General features: G+C 71.4%; 15 protein-coding genes. 4 read left to right on the forward strand and 11 right to left on the reverse strand.

The annotated features are described in order from the left end of the window. Positions 1-34: 34 nt before the first annotated feature. The 4 genes from OHS57_RS30285 to OHS57_RS30300 form a co-directional block, all read right to left on the reverse strand. The gene (locus OHS57_RS30285; protein WP_041992416.1) at positions 35-844 is read right to left on the reverse strand and encodes a chitosanase; all 810 of its coding nucleotides are present in this window, start codon (positions 842-844) and stop codon (positions 35-37) included. Positions 845-1025: 181 nt separating this feature from the next. Beyond that, the gene (locus OHS57_RS30290) at positions 1026-1601 is read right to left on the reverse strand and encodes a TIGR03086 family metal-binding protein (RefSeq protein ID WP_328583944.1); all 576 of its coding nucleotides are present in this window, start codon (positions 1599-1601) and stop codon (positions 1026-1028) included. 116 nt (positions 1602-1717) lie between these two features. Then, complete coding sequence (gene aceB / locus OHS57_RS30295) at positions 1718-3349, reverse strand: malate synthase A (protein ID WP_328583945.1); 1632 nt, start codon at positions 3347-3349, stop codon at positions 1718-1720. 213 nt (positions 3350-3562) lie between these two features. After that, positions 3563-4192 carry a nucleotidyltransferase family protein gene (locus tag OHS57_RS30300; protein WP_328583946.1) on the reverse strand — a complete coding sequence of 210 codons (630 nt, stop codon included), beginning with the start codon at positions 4190-4192 and terminating at the stop codon, positions 3563-3565. A gap of 211 nt (positions 4193-4403) precedes the next feature. Between OHS57_RS30300 and OHS57_RS30305 the strand changes: the two genes are divergently transcribed. Further along, the gene (locus OHS57_RS30305; RefSeq protein WP_443042993.1) at positions 4404-4736 is read left to right on the forward strand and encodes a DUF5955 family protein; all 333 of its coding nucleotides are present in this window, start codon (positions 4404-4406) and stop codon (positions 4734-4736) included. Between the two features lie 197 nt (positions 4737-4933). On the opposite strand, the gene OHS57_RS30310 is transcribed toward OHS57_RS30305, so the two are convergent. Further along, entirely contained in the window at positions 4934-5734 is an 801-nt protein-coding gene (locus OHS57_RS30310; RefSeq protein WP_328583948.1) for an IclR family transcriptional regulator, read from the reverse strand. Positions 5735-5922: 188 nt separating this feature from the next. Between OHS57_RS30310 and allB the strand changes: the two genes are divergently transcribed. Then, positions 5923-7263 (forward strand): allantoinase AllB, encoded by a 1341-nt coding sequence (gene allB, locus OHS57_RS30315; RefSeq protein WP_328583949.1) that lies wholly within the window; start codon positions 5923-5925, stop codon positions 7261-7263. 2 nt (positions 7264-7265) lie between these two features. Beyond that, positions 7266-8393, forward strand: coding sequence for an allantoicase (gene alc, locus OHS57_RS30320; RefSeq protein WP_443042994.1), 1128 nt, complete (start codon positions 7266-7268; stop codon positions 8391-8393). 69 nt (positions 8394-8462) lie between these two features. Here the strand turns inward: alc and OHS57_RS30325 are convergent, their stop codons facing one another. Beyond that, the gene (locus OHS57_RS30325) at positions 8463-9203 is read right to left on the reverse strand and encodes a 3-oxoacyl-ACP reductase family protein (protein ID WP_328583950.1); all 741 of its coding nucleotides are present in this window, start codon (positions 9201-9203) and stop codon (positions 8463-8465) included. 184 nt (positions 9204-9387) lie between these two features. On the opposite strand from OHS57_RS30325, the gene OHS57_RS30330 reads away from it, so the two are divergent. Then, positions 9388-10638 carry an acyl-CoA thioesterase/bile acid-CoA:amino acid N-acyltransferase family protein gene (locus OHS57_RS30330; protein WP_328583951.1) on the forward strand — a complete coding sequence of 417 codons (1251 nt, stop codon included), beginning with the start codon at positions 9388-9390 and terminating at the stop codon, positions 10636-10638. Between the two features lie 36 nt (positions 10639-10674). Here OHS57_RS30330 and OHS57_RS30335 read toward each other — a convergent pair whose 3' ends face one another. The 5 genes from OHS57_RS30335 to OHS57_RS30355 form a co-directional block, all read right to left on the reverse strand. Further along, positions 10675-11625: a DUF4232 domain-containing protein gene (locus OHS57_RS30335; RefSeq protein ID WP_328583952.1), complete on the reverse strand. Its 951-nt coding sequence runs from the start codon at positions 11623-11625 to the stop codon at positions 10675-10677. A gap of 67 nt (positions 11626-11692) precedes the next feature. After that, complete coding sequence (gene nagA / locus OHS57_RS30340; protein WP_328583953.1) at positions 11693-12862, reverse strand: N-acetylglucosamine-6-phosphate deacetylase; 1170 nt, start codon at positions 12860-12862, stop codon at positions 11693-11695. Beyond that, a complete protein-coding gene (locus tag OHS57_RS30345) occupies positions 12859-14328 on the reverse strand; it encodes a glycoside hydrolase family 3 protein (protein WP_328583954.1) in 1470 nt (489 codons plus the stop codon). The genes nagA and OHS57_RS30345 overlap by 4 nt, the downstream gene beginning before the upstream one ends. Positions 14329-14359: 31 nt before the next feature. Then, a complete protein-coding gene (locus tag OHS57_RS30350) occupies positions 14360-15202 on the reverse strand; it encodes a carbohydrate ABC transporter permease (protein WP_328583955.1) in 843 nt (280 codons plus the stop codon). Further along, the gene (locus tag OHS57_RS30355; protein ID WP_041992450.1) at positions 15199-16170 is read right to left on the reverse strand and encodes a carbohydrate ABC transporter permease; all 972 of its coding nucleotides are present in this window, start codon (positions 16168-16170) and stop codon (positions 15199-15201) included. Before OHS57_RS30355 ends, OHS57_RS30350 begins: the two co-directional genes overlap by 4 nt. Between the last annotated feature and the right edge of the window lie 10 nt (positions 16171-16180).

The raw sequence follows: 16180 nt of genomic DNA on the forward strand, positions 1-16180 counted from the left end.
TTCTACGTAAAGAGATGTGAATGAGCCGGTCGGCTCAGCGCTTGGCGATGTGGTAGCTGTCGCCGTAGACCTTCCAGCTGAGCGGGGTGTCGAGATCCAGATTGCCCTGCTTCAGGAAGACCCGCTGCGCCGTGTCGATCCTGCTGGTGTCGGCGTGCGTCGGCTCGTGGCGGATCGCGTCGACCCGTACGTCCAGGAACGCGTTCAGATACGCCGTCTGGTCGCCGCCGTCGTGCGGGGTCCTGACCTTCTTCATGGCGCGCTCGCGCAGGGTGTTGAAGCCGACCGAGCCGGGGGAGTCCTCGGCGCCGTGCATCACGAACGCGTCGTAGTAGATGAACTGCCCCAGCGCGCCGAGCCCGTCGGCCTTCGCCTGGCCGACGGCCGGGTTGAAGTACTGCCGGTCCCGCTCGGCGTCCTGCGCGGCCCGCATCGCGGGATCCGCCGCCGCCTTCCGCCAGGCGCTGACGAAGGGATCGCCGAGACCTTCGTGCGAGTCGCTGCCCTTGACCGCGGTGAGCGCGGGGATGAACGGCTTCAGCGGGTTGTCGGGCTCGGCCTTCGTGTACCGCCGGACGACCTGGAGCAGATCGCCGCAGCCGGTGCAGAAGCCGATGATGCCCGCGGTGTAGCCGCGGTTGTCGTGGATGTCCTCGATGTAGCGGTACTGCGCCTGCCAGTCCAGCGACGAGTTCTCCGCGCTGGACACCAGCTGCATCGCGGTCTTCTTCTTCACCGGGTCGTCGAGCCCCACGGACGCGCCCGAGGCGGTGGTGCAGGCGGCGCACGCGGTGAGCGCCAGTGCGAACAGGAGGAGCAGCAAACGGCGGAGCGGGTGGATCACGTGTCGTGCCTTTCGCGTGCCTAGGGCCTATCCGGCGGATCAGGGTCGGACAGGCCCTCGCGCCGATCAGGCCACGAGCGTACGTGAGTAACCTATGAACATCCGTTATGAGTGGTGGACGGAGAGTGAACTGTGTTACCCCGCCCTGCCGTCGGCCGCTCCGCCCCGCCGCCCGCCGGCGTTACGGCTTCCAGTCCGGCCTGCGGCCGCTCAGTCCGACGACGCGGTCCAGCAGCGGGGCGTCCGCCGGGACCTCGACCGGGGTGCCGAACAGGCTGTTCTTGTTCGGTCCCATCGCGTCGTCGGGGGTGAGCAGGGCGCGGGACGCCTGGAGCGTCGCCTCGTCGGGCGCGTACCCGAGCCCCGTGCTGCGTGCCACGTCCCAGCCGTGGATCAGCACTTCGTTGAGGGCGACCACCCCGGCGACCCCGGCCGGCAGATCCACGCCCCCGGCCCTGGTCGCGCCCTGCCAGGCGTCGGGCGACTGCCAGGCCGCGGCCAGCTCGTCGAGCTGCCGCGCCAGCACGGCGCGCCAGTCGGCGCCGAGCACGGGCAGGACGTTCCCCGGCGTGTTGTCGGTCGTCGGCCCGAGGTCCTTCCGCGCGGCGTCCCGGAACGCGACGGTCAGCCCCAGGAGATGCGTCAGCACGTCCCGTAGGGCGTAGTCGGGACAGGGCGTGGGCCCGCCCAGCTGGTCGTCGGTGACGCCGTCGAGCAGCCCGGCGACCTCGTCGCACACGGGCTTCAGGTCGATCATGTCCGTATCGGTGTTCGTCTCCATGCAGGGGTAGACCGGCGGAGCCGGCGAAACTCATCGCGAGGCTGCCCCGGTCCTGGCCGGACCGGGGCAGCCTCGCTGAGTGCCGGGTCGGCTCAGCCGCGCAGTTGCTCGTACGCGGGGAGCGTGAGGAAGTCCGCGTAGTCCTCGTCGAGCGAGACCGTCAGCAGCAGGTCGTGCGCCTGCTGCCAGCGCCCGGCGGCGAACGCCTCGTCGCCGACCTCGGCGCGGATCGCCGCGAGATCGGCGGCGGCGATCTCCCGGGCCAGCTCCGGGGTGGCCCGTACGGTCCGGCCCTCGTGGTCGAACTCCACCCCCGCGTTGATCCACTGCCAGATCTGCGAGCGGGAGATCTCGGCCGTCGCCGCGTCCTCCATCAGGTTGAAGATCGCGACGGCGCCCGAGCCGCGCAGCCAGGACTCGATGTAACGGATGCCGACCTGGACGGCGTTGACCAGCCCGTCGTACGTGGGTTTGGCGTCGAGCGAGTCGACGGCGATCAGGTCGCCGGCCGCGACGGAGACGTCCTCGCGCAGCCGCTCCTTCTGGTTGGGCTTCGCGCCGAGGACCGCGTCGAACGAGGCCATGGCGATCGGGACGAGGTCCGGGTGGGCGACCCAGGAGCCGTCGAAGCCGTCGCCGGCCTCCCGGTCCTTGTCGGCCTTGACCTTCTCGAAGGCCACCTTGTTGACCTCGGCGTCGCGCCGGGACGGGATGAACGCCGCCATGCCGCCGATGGCGTGCGCCCCGCGCTTGTGGCAGGTGCGCACGAGCAGTTCGGTGTAGGCGCGCATGAACGGGGCGGTCATGGTGACCGCGTTGCGGTCCGGCAGGACGAACTTGGCGCCGCCGTCACGGAAGTTCTTGACGATCGAGAACAGGTAGTCCCAGCGGCCCGCGTTGAGCCCGGACGCGTGGTCGCGCAGCTCGTAGAGGATCTCCTCCATCTCGTACGCGGCGGTGATCGTCTCGATCAGCACGGTCGCGCGCACGGTGCCTTGCGGGACGCCGATGTAGTCCTGGGCGAAGACGAAGATCTCGTTCCAGAGCCTGGCCTCCAGATACGACTCGGTCTTCGGCAGGTAGAAGTACGGGCCCTTGCCGAGGTCGATCAGCCGCTTGGCGTTGTGGAAGAAGTACAGGCCGAAGTCGACCAGCGCGCCGGGCACGGCGACATCGTCCAACCGCAGGTGGCGCTCGTCGAGATGCCAGCCGCGCGGGCGCATCACGGCGGTGGCGAGTTCACCGGCCGGCTTCAGGGCGTACGACTTGCCGGACGACGGGTCGGTGAAGTCGATCCTGCGCTCGTAGGCGTCGATCAGGTTGAGCTGCCCGGTGACCACGTTCTCCCAGGTGGGCGCCGAGGCGTCCTCGAAGTCCGCGAGCCAGATCCTCGCGCCCGAGTTGAGGGCGTTGATGGTCATCTTGCGGTCGGTCGGCCCGGTGATCTCCACCCGCCGGTCGTTGAGCGCGGCGGGTGCGGGGGCGACCCGCCAGCTGTCGTCGGCGCGGACGGCCGCGGTCTCGGGGCGGAAGTCGAGGCTCGACGTACGGGCGATCTCGGCCCGGCGCTCGACACGGCGTGCCAGCAGCTCGTCCCGGCGGGGCGTGAACCGCCGGTGCAGCTCGGCAAGGAAGGTGAGGGCCGCCTCGGAGAGAACCTCGTCCTGCCGTGGCAGGGGCTCGGTCGCGACGATGGCCAGCGGTGACGGCGCTGGTGCGGACATGAGTGGTCACTCCTTCGGCGAACGGTCCGTGCGGTCGGGCCGGCGGCTCGGACGGCACGGGGTGCCGGGGCGCCGGGGTCGGCCGTCGGCGCCGTCCGAGGTGTCGGGCGCTTCTGACCAGTGGATAGTAGTTTCCTCATGGTGGAACTTCAATGGTTTGTTGATGTCGAGATTCTCCGGGTCGAGGGAGTGTGGCGCTCGGTGCCAGCCCCCTCACTCATGGTGGTCCCGGTCGAGATGCCACAGATCTTCCTCCGTGTCGATGTCGAACGGCTCGGCGACATCCCCGCACTCGACGAGGACGATCTCGCTCTCCCTGGCCCGCAGATAGTCGCGTGCCCCGCGATCGCCCCGCGCATCCGCGGCGACGGCCGTCCAGCGGTTCGCACCGAACAGCACGGGATGGCCGCGCCGCCCGGCGTACGCGGCCGACACGAGCGAGTCCGGCGAGCGGTACGCCGCGACGACCCGGGCCACCGCCGCGGCGCCGATGCCCGGCTGGTCCACCAGCAGGACGACCGCCGCTCGCGCCCCCGTACCGGCGAGCGAGGCGAGCCCAGCGCGCAGCGACGAGCCCATACCGTCGGCCCAGTCCGGGTTGTCGAGCAGCACACTGCCGGGCAGTACGGCCCGCTCGCGCACCTCGTCGGCCGCCGCTCCCAGCACCACATGCACCGGGCCGCAGCCGCCCGCGCGCAGGGCGAGCGCGCCGTGCTCCACCAGCGGCCGGCCGCGGTGGGTCAGCAGTGCTTTGGGCCGGCCGCCCAGCCTGCGCCCGCCGCCGGCCGCCAGCAGCAGTCCTGCGACGGGTGCGGGGTGTTCCTCGGCGTTGTTCTCTGTCATGGGAACTGCCTATCGCATGGGCCCCCGGCCGGCCGTGAACTTCGGGCGCGAAGCGGGCAGGATATCCGCCCGCATTCCCGCCGTATTCGGTCCGCGGAGTGGCGCCGAACGCGCGCCAAGGGGTTAACTTGCCCGCGAACCTTGGCGCTTGACCACCGTCCGGGAGGTCGGGAAACGGGCACGGAAACGTGCGGAGCGAGGGGGAGACACTTTGTTGCGGAGCGTGGGGCAGACGCGGGTGACAGAGCAGGGGCGGGACCAGGGGCGGGACCCGGACGAGGATCCGAGAGTGGCGGGGCTGCGTGCCGCCATCGCCCGGCTCCGGCGTGAACTGGCCGGATATCCGGCCGAGTTCAAGGACAGGGCAATCGCGGAGGACGAGCTGGCCGCGCTCGCCGCGATGGTGGCGGGCGGCGCACCCGAGATCGGCCGGATGCGGCGCTCCCTGCTGCTGATCGTCGGCTCGACCGGTTCGGTCAGCGCGCTCACCCCGGCGCTGATGGGCGTACGGAACGCGGTCGAGCTGTTCGGCGGCCGGGCCTAGGGCCTCTCGTTCGGATCTTGCCGGGCTCGCGGGGTCTGGTGCCGCGCCTCGCGGCGTTGTCGTCGGTCGGCGACGCTCCGCGTCGCCTCCCTCCTCCGCCTTGCGATCCACGACACCAGACCCCGCTCCCTGATCCGGCCTGATCCAAACGAAAGGCCCTAGGTCCGGAGCGGGTCCGGCCCGGCTCGTCCCGGCTTCTAGGCCTGGGTGTTGCTGGTCAGTACGTCCGACAGGTCCCTGGCGACCTCCTGGAGCACCGGCACGATCCTTGCGGTGGCCGACTCGGTCAGCCGTCCCGCCGGGCCCGAGATGGAAATCGCCGCCGCCGTGGGGGAGTTGGGGATCGGTACCGCGAGGCAGCGGACACCGATCTCCTGCTCGTTGTCGTCCACCGCGTAGCCGGCCCCGCGCACCACCTCAAGGGCGCGCAGGAAGCCGTCCGGGGTGGTGATCGTCTTGTCGGTGGTGGCCGGCATGCCCGTACGGGCGAGCAGCGCCCTGACGTCGTCCGGCGGGATGTGTGCGAGCAGGGCCTTGCCGACTCCGGTGGAGTGCGGGAGGACCCGCCGGCCGACCTCGGTGAACATCCGCATCGAGTGCTTGGACGGCACCTGTGCGACGTAGACGATCTCGTCGCCGTCCAGCAGCGCCATGTTCGCGGTCTCGCCGGTCTCCTCGACCAGCCGGGCCAGATAGGGCCTGGCCCAGGTGCCGAGCAGCCGCGACGCCGACTCGCCGAGCCGGATCAGCCGCGGGCCGAGTGCGTACCGCCGGTTCGACTGCTGGCGTACGTAGCCGCAGACGACCAGCGTGCGCATGAGACGGTGAATGGTGGGCAGCGGCAGACCGCTGCTGGCGGAGAGCTCGCTCAGACCGACCTCGCCGCCGGCGTCCGCCATCCGTTCGAGCAGGTCGAACGCGCGCTCAAGGGATTGGACGCCACCGCCGGCGGAGGCGGATTTCGCGGCGTCGGTGATGCTGGCGCTGGACGACGGCACGTCAGGTGTCCTTTCGGGACGGGCTGGGCGAACAAACAGCCTACCGGTCCTGGGTAAAGATACATTCTGCTCAACGAAATAGTACTTTCGCTTGGTGGAAAAAGCGATGGCAGTCGGTCTTGACGGACCGGAATCGAGGGGGAAGACTTCTTCAACACTTCGTTGAATTTCAGAGAGGCAGGCCCCGCGTGCCCGATGTGAGCCTGGTGCTGCGCTCGACGCGCGTCGTCACCCCCGAGGGGACGCGCGCCGCCTCGGTCGCGGTCGCCGACGGACGGATCGCCGCCGTGCTGCCGTACGGATCCGACGTACCGCCCGGAGCGCGGCTTGAGGACGTCGGCGACGACGTCGTGCTTCCCGGGCTCGTCGACACCCATGTGCATGTGAACGACCCGGGCCGCACCGAGTGGGAAGGGTTCTGGACCGCCACCCGCGCCGCCGCCGCCGGCGGGATCACCACCCTGCTGGACATGCCGCTCAACTCGCTGCCCCCGACGACGACGGCCGCCCATCTGCGTACCAAGCAGGACGTCGCGCGGCCGAAGGCCCATGTCGACGTCGGCTTCTGGGGCGGCGCGGTACCGGACAACGTCAAGGATCTGCGGCCCCTGTACGACGCGGGGGTCTTCGGCTTCAAGTGCTTCCTCTCGCCGTCCGGTGTCGAGGAGTTCCCCGAGCTCGACCAGGACCAACTCGCCCGCTCCCTCGCCGAGATCGCCGGCTTCGGCGGTCTGCTGATCGTGCACGCCGAGGACCCGCACGAGCTGGCCGGCGCACCGCAGCGCGGCGGCCCCGCGTACGCCGACTTCCTGGCGTCCCGGCCGCGCGGCGCGGAGAACGCGGCGATCACGCATCTGATCGCCCAGGCCAAACGGCTCGACGCGCGGGTGCACGTCCTGCATCTGTCCTCCTCCGACGCGCTGCCGCTGATCGCCGCGGCCAAGAGCGAAGGCGTGCGGATCACCGTCGAGTCCTGCCCGCACTTCCTCACCCTCACCGCCGAGGAAGTGCCGGACGGCGCGACGGAGTTCAAATGCTGCCCGCCGATCCGCGAGGCGGCCAACCAGGATCTGCTCTGGCAGGGACTGATCGACGGGACGATCGACTGCGTCGTCTCCGACCACTCGCCCTGCACCACCGACCTCAAGACCCCGGACTTCGCCTCCGCCTGGGGCGGCATCTCCTCCCTCCAGCTCGGCCTGCCGGCCATCTGGACCGAGGCGCGCCGCCGCGGCCGCACCCTGGAGGACGTCGCCCGCTGGATGTCGACGGCCCCCGCGGCGCTCGCGGGACTCGCGGACAAGGGCGCGATCGAGGCCGGCCGTGACGCCGACTTCGCCGTCGTCGCTCCTGACGCGACCTTCACCGTCGACCCGGCGGAACTGCACCACCGCAATCAGGTGACCGCCTACGCGGGCAGGACGCTCCACGGCGTCGTCCGATCGACCTGGCTGCGCGGCAGCCGGACCCTGATCGACGGCGCCCTCGTGGAACCGCCCGCAGGCCGACTGCTCGAAAGGAACAACTGACCTTGTCACAAACCCCGTTGAACTCCACCACCTTCACCGGCGACGTCGCGCCCTACGGCGGCGGCGACCCGTACGCCGACTACCGCGCGGCCGAACTGCCCTTCACCCAGCTCGCCGATCTCGCCGACCGGCGGCTCGGCGCCGGTGTCGTCGCCGCCAACGACGAGTTCTTCGCCGAGCGCGAGAATCTGCTGAAGCCGGGCGTCGCCGAGTTCGACCCCGAGCGCTTCGGACACAAGGGCAAGATCATGGACGGCTGGGAGACCCGCCGCAGGCGCGGTGTCTCGGCGGCCCGGCCGCACCCCACGAACACCGACCACGACTGGGCGCTCGTCCGGCTCGGCGCGCCCGGGGTGATCCGGGGGATCGTCGTCGACACCGCCCACTTCCGCGGCAACTACCCGCAGGCGGTGTCGGTCGAAGGCGCTTCGGTGCCCGGCTCGCCGTCCCCCGAGACGCTGCTCGGCGACGACGTGAAGTGGACAACGCTGGTACCCCGTACGGCAGTCGGCGGCCACGCGGCCAACGGCTTCAGCGTCGACGCCGAACAGCGCTTCACCCATCTGCGGCTCAACCAGCACCCGGACGGCGGGATCGCCCGGCTGCGGGTGTACGGCGAGGTCGCCCCCGACCCGGGGTGGCTGACCGCGCTCGGTACGTTCGACCTCGTCGCGCTGGAGAACGGCGGCCGGGTCGAGGACGCGTCCGACCGCTTCTACTCCCCGGCCACCAACACCATCCAGCCGGGCCGCTCCCACAAGATGGACGACGGCTGGGAGACCAGGCGCCGCCGCGACCAGGGCAACGACTGGATCAGCTACGCGCTGGCGACGCAGTCGGAGATCCGCGCCGTCGAGATCGACACCGCCTACCTCAAGGGCAACGCGGCGGGCTGGGCGACCCTTTCGGTGCGCGACGGCGAGAGCGGCGCGTGGACCGAGATCCTGCCCCGCACCCGGCTCCAGCCGGACACGAACCACCGGTTCGTGCTGCCGTCCGCCGCGGTCGCCACGCACGTACGGATCGACATCTTCCCCGACGGCGGTATCTCCCGGCTCCGCCTCTTCGGCTCGCTGACCGAACAGGGCGCGGCCCGACTGGCGGCCCGCCACCAGGAGTTGGGCGGCTGACCGGCTGACCGGCTGACCGCAGGGACGGGGGACGCGCTGCGGCCCGGCAGCAGGGCCTGGGCGAGCGGCCTAGGCGGCGTGGCCGCCGTCCACCGCGAACTCCGCCCCCGTCACATAGCCGGCCTCGTCACCGGCGAGGAACGCCACCATCGCCGCCACCTCGTCCGCCGAGCCGTACCGGCCGAGCGCCGTCATGGCGCTCTGGGCCGGTGAGTGCGGCCCGTCGGCCGGATTCATGTCCGTGTCCGTCGGGCCCGGGTGGACGATGTTGGCGGTGATGCCGCGCTCGCCCAACTCCCGTGCCAGCGCCTTCGTCAGACCGATCAGCGCCGACTTGCTCGTCGCGTAGAGCGTGCCGCCGGGGCCCGGCACGCGCTGCGTCATACAGCTGCCGACGGTGACGATCCGGCCGCCGCGGCCCAGCCGCGACGCCGCCGCCTGCGAGGCGAGGAACACGCCCCGGACATTCACGTCCAGAGTCCGGGACACCTCGTCGGCGGTGAAGCCGTCGAGCGGACCGAGCAGCCCCACGCCCACGTTGTTGACGAGGATGTCGAGCTTCCCGAGGCCCGCCACCGTACGGTCCACCGCCCCTGCCGCCTCCGCCGGGTCGGCCGAATCGGCGCGCAGCGCGAGCCCGCGCCGCCCCGTCGCCTCGATCTTCCGTACGACGGCGAGCGCCGCCTCCTCGCCCGTCACATAGGTGAGCGCCACATCGGCGCCGTCCTGCGCGAGCCGCAGCGCCGTCGCCGCTCCGATACCCCGGCTGCCGCCGGTGACCAGTGCCGTCCTGCCGTCCAGTGCGGACATGAGCCGTCTCCCTCTTCCGTGGTGGGGCGCCGACGGACGAAGCTCCCGCCGCACGCTGCCTACGATGAAAGCGGCGCGGCGGCGACGCCGCTGGCGGCTATCGGACCCCAGGCTCGGCAACCGCCAACACGGCCCACGGAGCGCCCACTTGATATCCGGCCGGGCCCGAACGAACAATCGGAGGATGCGGCAGTCGAAGGTTCGTACGGCCTCGGTGGTATTCGCTCTCCCGGTCGCCATGCTCGTGGCGGCCGGCTGCGGAAGCGGCGGCGTGAAGCACAGCGAGCACGCCGTGCTGAGCGTCGACAGGCCCGTCTCACTCGCCGACGCACCGGTGCGGCTGCGCTTCACCGGCCTGCGTCCCGGGGAAGAGGTCACCGCGGGGTCCAGTGCCGTGGACGCCCGGCACCGGACGTGGACGGGCAAGGCCGTCCTGACCGCCGACAAGCACGGCGTGATCGATCTCGACCGCGACGCCCCGAAGTCCGGCACCTACCGGGGCGTCGACGCCATGGGGCTGTTCTGGTCGATGACACCGCGCGGCGCCGACCCGGTGACCTCGTGGTTCCAGCCGCCGAAGCAGACGTCCTCGTTCTCCGTACGGATCACCCTGCGCGCGGGCGACCGCACCGTCGCGGCGAAGACGCTCACCCGCACCACGGTCGGGCGCGGGGTGCGGCACACCACGCTCACCGAGGCGCGCGACCAGGTCAGCGGGGAGCTGTATCTGCCGCCCGCAGGCGCCCGGCAGGGAGCGCCCGTCCTGCTGCTCGGCGGCTCGGAGGGCGGGGTGAGCTACAGCGGTCGTGCGGCGCTGCTCGCCTCGCGTGGCCATCCGGCCCTGGCTGTCTGCTACTTCGGGTGTCAGGACGACGGGCCGCCGAAGAGCCTGGAGCGCATCCCCATGGAGTACTTCGCCACGGCGGCGCGGGTGCTGGACCGGCGGGCCGGCGCCGCTCCGGGACGTACGACGGTCGTCGGCGCCTCCCGGGGCACCGAACCGGCCCAACTGCTGGTCCAGGACTACCCGGAACTGGTTCGCAACGCGGTCGTGTTCGCCCCGAGCGCGCGTACTAGTCCGGGCTATCCGCACGGCGGTGTCGCGTGGACGAAGGACGGCAAGCCGGCCGAGGCCGCCCCGATACCGCTCGACAACGTACGCGGAAGTGTCCTCGCCGTCGCCGGCGCCGACGACAAGGTGTGGGACTCGGCCACCTCGGCGCAGCTCATCGCCTCGGGTCAGAGTGTCACGGGCGTGTCGTACCGGGCGCTGGTGTACCCGGGCGCCGGGCACGGCGTGACGAACCTTCCCTACTTCCCCTCCGGCACGGTCGTCGAGAGCGGGGCGCGCGAGGATCTGGGTGGTACGCGTGCGGGCAACGCCCGTGCCGCCGAGCAGAGTTGGCCGCAGGCCCGGAAGCTGATGGGCGACTGAGTCACCCGGCGGAGACTTCGCGGACCCGCCCCGCGGCTACGGCTTCGCCTTCGCCCACGGTTTGACCCCGAGCTTCCCGGTGGTGCCCAGGTCGAGCTTCGGGGTCACCGTCACCGGGTCGGCGCCGGCCTTCGCCCGGACCCGTACGTAGGGCACGTTCACCGCCGTCCCCATCTGGGTGGTGTTGCGCCAGACCAGGGCGGAGGTGGCCTCCTCGCCCGGCTTGAGGGTGACGGGCCCGGGCGGCGTGTCGGGTCCCGCGCCGGTGGAGATCTCGGCGCTGCCTTCGAGGATCTGCACGCCGTCGACGGGCTTACGGTCCTCGTCGAGGAGTTGCAGCAGCGGATAGCCCTCGACGGTGTAGGTGCGCGTGCCGCAGTTGTCGAGGTGCAGGCCCACGACCCGCAGCCCCATGGCCGCGTCTCCTCGGTCGACGCTGACGCGGATCCCCGAGGCGGGGCAGGTGCCCGGCTCGGTCGGCGCCTCGGCTGCGGGGACCCTGGTCACCTCCAGCACCTTGGCCCCCGTGGTCCGTGGCGCCCCGGGCGGCAGCGCTTCGGCCTGGACCGTGCCGCGCACGGTCCTGCCAGGACCGACGTCGCGCACGGTCACGGTCCGGTTGGACATGGCGCCGCCGTCAGCGCTCTGGAAGGTGATGATGACCGTGTAAGTCAGCGTCTCGGCGCTCTTGTTGGTGACCTCGTAGGCGGCGGAGATCCCCGAATACAGGCTGTCGGCGTGGACGGAGTAGTCGTCGGACGGCGTGCGGGAAGGCGACGGCAAGGTCACCGAGGTGACCCGTACGCCGTCCTTGCCCGGATCGTCGACCGGTGTGCCGGACGGCGAACCGGCCGCGCCCGCACCTCGGTCCCCGGCGCCCGCGGGCTCCGTCCCGCAGCCCGTGAGCAGCAGAGCGGTCGCGGCGAGGGCCGCCAGGAAGGGTGCGGGCGCGGCGGCGGCCGGGCGGAAGGCGGAGGGTCTGCTCATCGGGTCATCCCATCAGGGCGGTGACCACGCACGCGTGACGGAGGCCACAGCTCCGGTCACAGGAGTGTCACAAGTGCACGCTCTCACCCGCGAGCCAGACCCGGTCGGGGCGCAGCTCGGCGTCGAGCGACACCAAGTCGGCGCGCAGCCCCGGGAGCAGGGCGCCCCGGTCGGTCAGCCTCAGCAGCCGCGCCGCGTTCGTCGTCGCCATCCGTACGGCGTCGGCGAGCGGCAGTCCGATGCCGAGCACCGCGCGGCGGAAGGCGTCAGCGACGAACAGGGTGGAGCCGGCGAGTGTGTCCGTGCCGCGCAGCCGTGCCACGCCGTCGGTGACGGTGACCTCCCGGTCGGCGAACCGGTAGGTGCCGTCGGAGAGTCCGGCGGCCGGCATGGCGTCGCTGACGAGCAGCAGCCGGTCGGCCCCGGCCGTCCGGTGGGCCAACCGGACCGTGTCGTCGGCCAGATGGTGCCCGTCCAGGATCAACTCGCAGCTCAGCCTGGGGTCGAGCAGCGCTGCCGCCGCCGGCCCCGGCTCCCGGTGGTGCAGGGGCGGCATCGCGTTGAAGAGATGGGTGACGGCGCGTGCGCCGGCCGCCGCCGCCCGGCCGAACTGCTCGGCCGTCGCGTCGCTGTGCCCGAGACAGAACAGCAGGTCGTCCGCGTGCTCGCGGATCAGCTCGACGGCGCCGGGCAGTTCGGGCGCGACGGTCATCGACCGGGCGTGGCCGCCCGCCGCTGCCAGCAGCCGCGCCAGCACCGCCCGGTCGGGGGTGCGCAGGGCGTCACGGGTCTGCGCACCTCGCCGCTCGGGCGACAGGAAGGGGCCCTCGAAGTGGATCCCCGCGAGCGAGGGCGCCGAGCCGTCCTCGATCACCTCGGCGACGGCGCGCGCCGCCGCCTCCATCGCCGGCGGCGCCGTCGTGGCGACGGACGCCAGCATGGTGGTCGTACCGCGCGCCAGATGGCCGGCCGTCGCCGCCCGTACGTCGGCCGGGTCGCCGGTGTAGACCGAGTGGCCGGCGCCGCCGTGGCAGTGCGGATCCACGAACCCGGGCACCAGCAGCCGGCCGCCGAGGTCGAGCACCGGCCCCTCGGCGGAGTCCGGCGGCGCGCCGTGCCCGAGTGCGTCGATCCGCCCGTCGCTGATCGCCAGCCACCCGGCCGTGACGCCGTGACGGGGTGTCACGAGCCGCGCGCCGACGAGCAGTTGGGGCGCGGGCGGCTGCCCGCCGGTCACGCGTCGGCCAGCAGGGCGCCGACAGCGGCCTGTGCGCAGACCCGCGAGGCGCCGAAGGTGCGTACCCAGCCGCGGAAGCCGCTGAAGTCGTCGCCGGGTACGCCCATGTCGACCACGACGGCCGTCGGGTACCGCTTGAGCAGGTCGTCCAGCACGGGGCGCTGCCAGGGGAAGCGGTGCGAGCTGCGGACGAGCAGCAGCACATCGGCAGCCGGGCCGAACTCGTCGCGGAACAGCCCGATCTCGGCGCGGATCATGCCTTCGGCGTTGTACGTGTCACCGGCCACGGCCAGCGACTCCACCTCGACCCCCGCGGCGCGCAGCGGCTCCTCCACACCCCAGGACGCGCCGCCCTGCGCGGGCGAGTGGGTCGGGTCGAGCCGTACGACCAGGGCGCGGTCGCCGCGTATCCGCGCGTCGCCGTGCACCTCGGTGACGGCCCGGGCGAGCCGTGCGCCCACCGCGTCGTCGTGGGCCTCACCGGCGGCGCGCCGCCGCGTGCCGAGCCTGGCGATGCGTTCGTTGGCCTCGCGCAGCCGGGCCAGCGGCAGTGTGCCGTCCTCGACGGCCGTGACCAGGGCGGTGGCCGCCGTCCGCACGTCGTCCCCGAACGCCCACGCGCCCAGGCAGAGCGCGTCGGCGCCCGCGCCGATGGCCCGTACCGCCGCCTCCGGCAGGCTCGCGACATCGCTGATGCCGTGCATCTCCAGGGCGTCGGTGATGACGACACCGTCGTAGCCCAGCTCCTCGCGCAGCAGCCCGGTCAGCACGGCCGGGCTGATGGTGGCGGGTACGTCGTCGAGCTGGGTCAGCAGGACGTGCGAGACCATGATGCTGTCGACCCCGGCGGAGATGGCCGCGCGGAACGGGTCGAGGTAGTGGTCGACCAGCTCCTGCCGGGACAGGCCGACGGTGGGTGTGCCGAGGTGGGCGTCGGTCGAGCTGAGCCCGTGCCCGGGGAAGTGTTTGGCGCAGGCGCTGACCCCGGCGGACTGGAGGCCTTCCACCCAGGCCGCCGCGTGCTTGGCGACCAGGGTCCGGTCCGAGCCGAAACAGCGGATGCCGTTGGGGCTCAGCGGGTTGACCGCGGCGTCGACCGCGGGCGCCAGGTCCCAGTCCACACCGGCCTCGACCAGCGAGAGGCCGATCTGGTACGCGGCCTGCCGGGTCAGCTCCGGGTCGTCGAGCCGGCCCAGCGCGTGGTTGCCGGGCACCGACGTACCGCCGTGCGCCTCAAGGCGGTTGACGTCGCCGCCCTCCTCGTCGATGGAGAGCACGACATGCTCCCGCAGTCCGTGCAGCCCGGCCGTCAGCTCGCGCACCTGCTCGGCCGACGCGATGTCCTTGCCGAACAGGACGAATCCGCCGAGCCCTTCGGCGACGCTCGCACGGGCCCACCGGGGCACGGTGCGCCGGCCGAGTGCCGGGAACAGCACACCGTGGGCCAGTCGGGACAGCTCGCTCATGAGCTCCTCGCTCTCTCGTTTCGTCGCGCGGTCATTCCTTGACCGCGCCGCTGGTCATGCCGCCGACCAGGCGTCGCTGCACCAGCAGGAAGAAGATCAGTACGGGGATGGAGAAGATCGTCGAAGCCGCGATCATGGCGCCGTAGTCGACGCTCTCCGAGGTCTGGAAGGACACCAGCCAGACCGGCAGTGTGTAGTTGCTCTGCGACTTCATGATCACGTAGGCGAAGAGATAGTCGTCCCACGCGTTGACGAAGGCGAAGATGGAGGTGGCGACGATGCCCGGCATCAGCAGCGGGAGCAGCACCCGGGTGTACATCTGGAACCTGCCGCACCCGTCGACGAGCGCCGCTTCCTCCAGCTCGACCGGTACGCCCTCGACGAAGCCGCGCAGTGTCCAGATCGTGAACGGCAGCACGAACGTCATGTAGGTGAGGACCAACCCCGGTATGAAGTCGAGGCCGTTGATGGATCTGAGCATCAGATAGACCGGGATGACCATCGCCGCGGCCGGGATCATCTGGACCAGCACCAGGATCGCGAGCAGTGCCTTGCGGCCGGCGAACCGGAAGCGGGCGATGGCGACGGCGGCGAACAGCGAGATGATCAGGGACAGTACGACCGAGGACAGCGTCACGGTCAGCGAGTTGCGGACGAAGACCCAGAAGTGCGGCTTGTCCAGGGCCCGCGCGAAGTTGTCCAGACTCAGCGGCCAGGGGAAGAACTGCGGTACGGCGCTGAGGATCCTGCCGGGCCGCTTCAGCGCTGTGGTCACCATCCAGTAGACGGGGAACACCATCACGGCGGAGACCAGCAGCGCGATGATGTTGTTGACGGTGCGCCGCCGGCGTGCCGGTGTCATCGATGCGCTCATCGCGTCTCCCCCTGGGCCGAGAGCTTGCGTACGTAGGCGATGGAGAACAGCGCCAGGATCAGCACCGTCACCACGGCGATGGAGGCGCCGCTGCCGTAGTCGTTGCGGCTGAACGCGGTGATGTAGGCGTACACACCGAGGGTGGTGGTCTGCCCGTCGGGACCGCCCTGGGTCAGCACCCAGATCGGGGTGAACGAGTTGACCGACCAGATGACTTCCAGGATGGTCAGGATCGCCAGCACCGGACGCATGATCGGGATGGTGATGTGCCGGAACGTCTGCAGGGTGCCCGCACCGTCGAGCCGCGCCGCCTCGTACAGCGACTCGGATATCTGCCCGCGTGCGGCGAACAGCGTCAGGGCCACGAAGGGCAGCCCCTTCCACACCGTCAGCAGGACGATCAGCCCGAGTGCCTGGTTCGGATGGGAGAACCAGTCGTGCGCCGTCAGGTCGCCGAACACCTGGAGCTTGGTGAGCAGCCAGTTGGCCACGCCGTACTGCGGCTGGTACATCCACTGCCACACCAGCGTCGCCGCGACCATCGGCATCGCCCACACCAGCACCAGACACACCGTGGTGACGATCTGCACCCACCGGGAGACACCCATCAGCAGATGCGAGATGAGGAAACCCAGCACCATCAGCAGCAGGACACACAACGCGGTGAACACCAGGGTACGGACCAGCACGGCCCGGAAGTCCGCGTCGCCGAATATCTTGGTGAAGTTGTCGAGTCCGACGAAGTCGGCCTGTCCGGTGAAGAGCGAGCGCGGACCGAAGTCCTGCGTGGACAGGACGAGCAGCCGCACCAGGGGATAGCCCTGGATCAGCAGGAGTGCGATCACCGCGGGTGCGATCATCGCCCAGGGCAGCATCCGTGGCCGGGTGGCGCTGCGGCGCCGGCCCGGGGGCCGGGGGCGGGGCCCGGTCGAGGTGCGTACCGGACTCCGCTTCTCTGTGATTGCCATCAGGGCCTCA

The organism is Streptomyces sp. NBC_00370 (genome assembly GCF_036084755.1).
Taxonomy (GTDB): Bacteria; Actinomycetota; Actinomycetes; order Streptomycetales; family Streptomycetaceae; genus Streptomyces.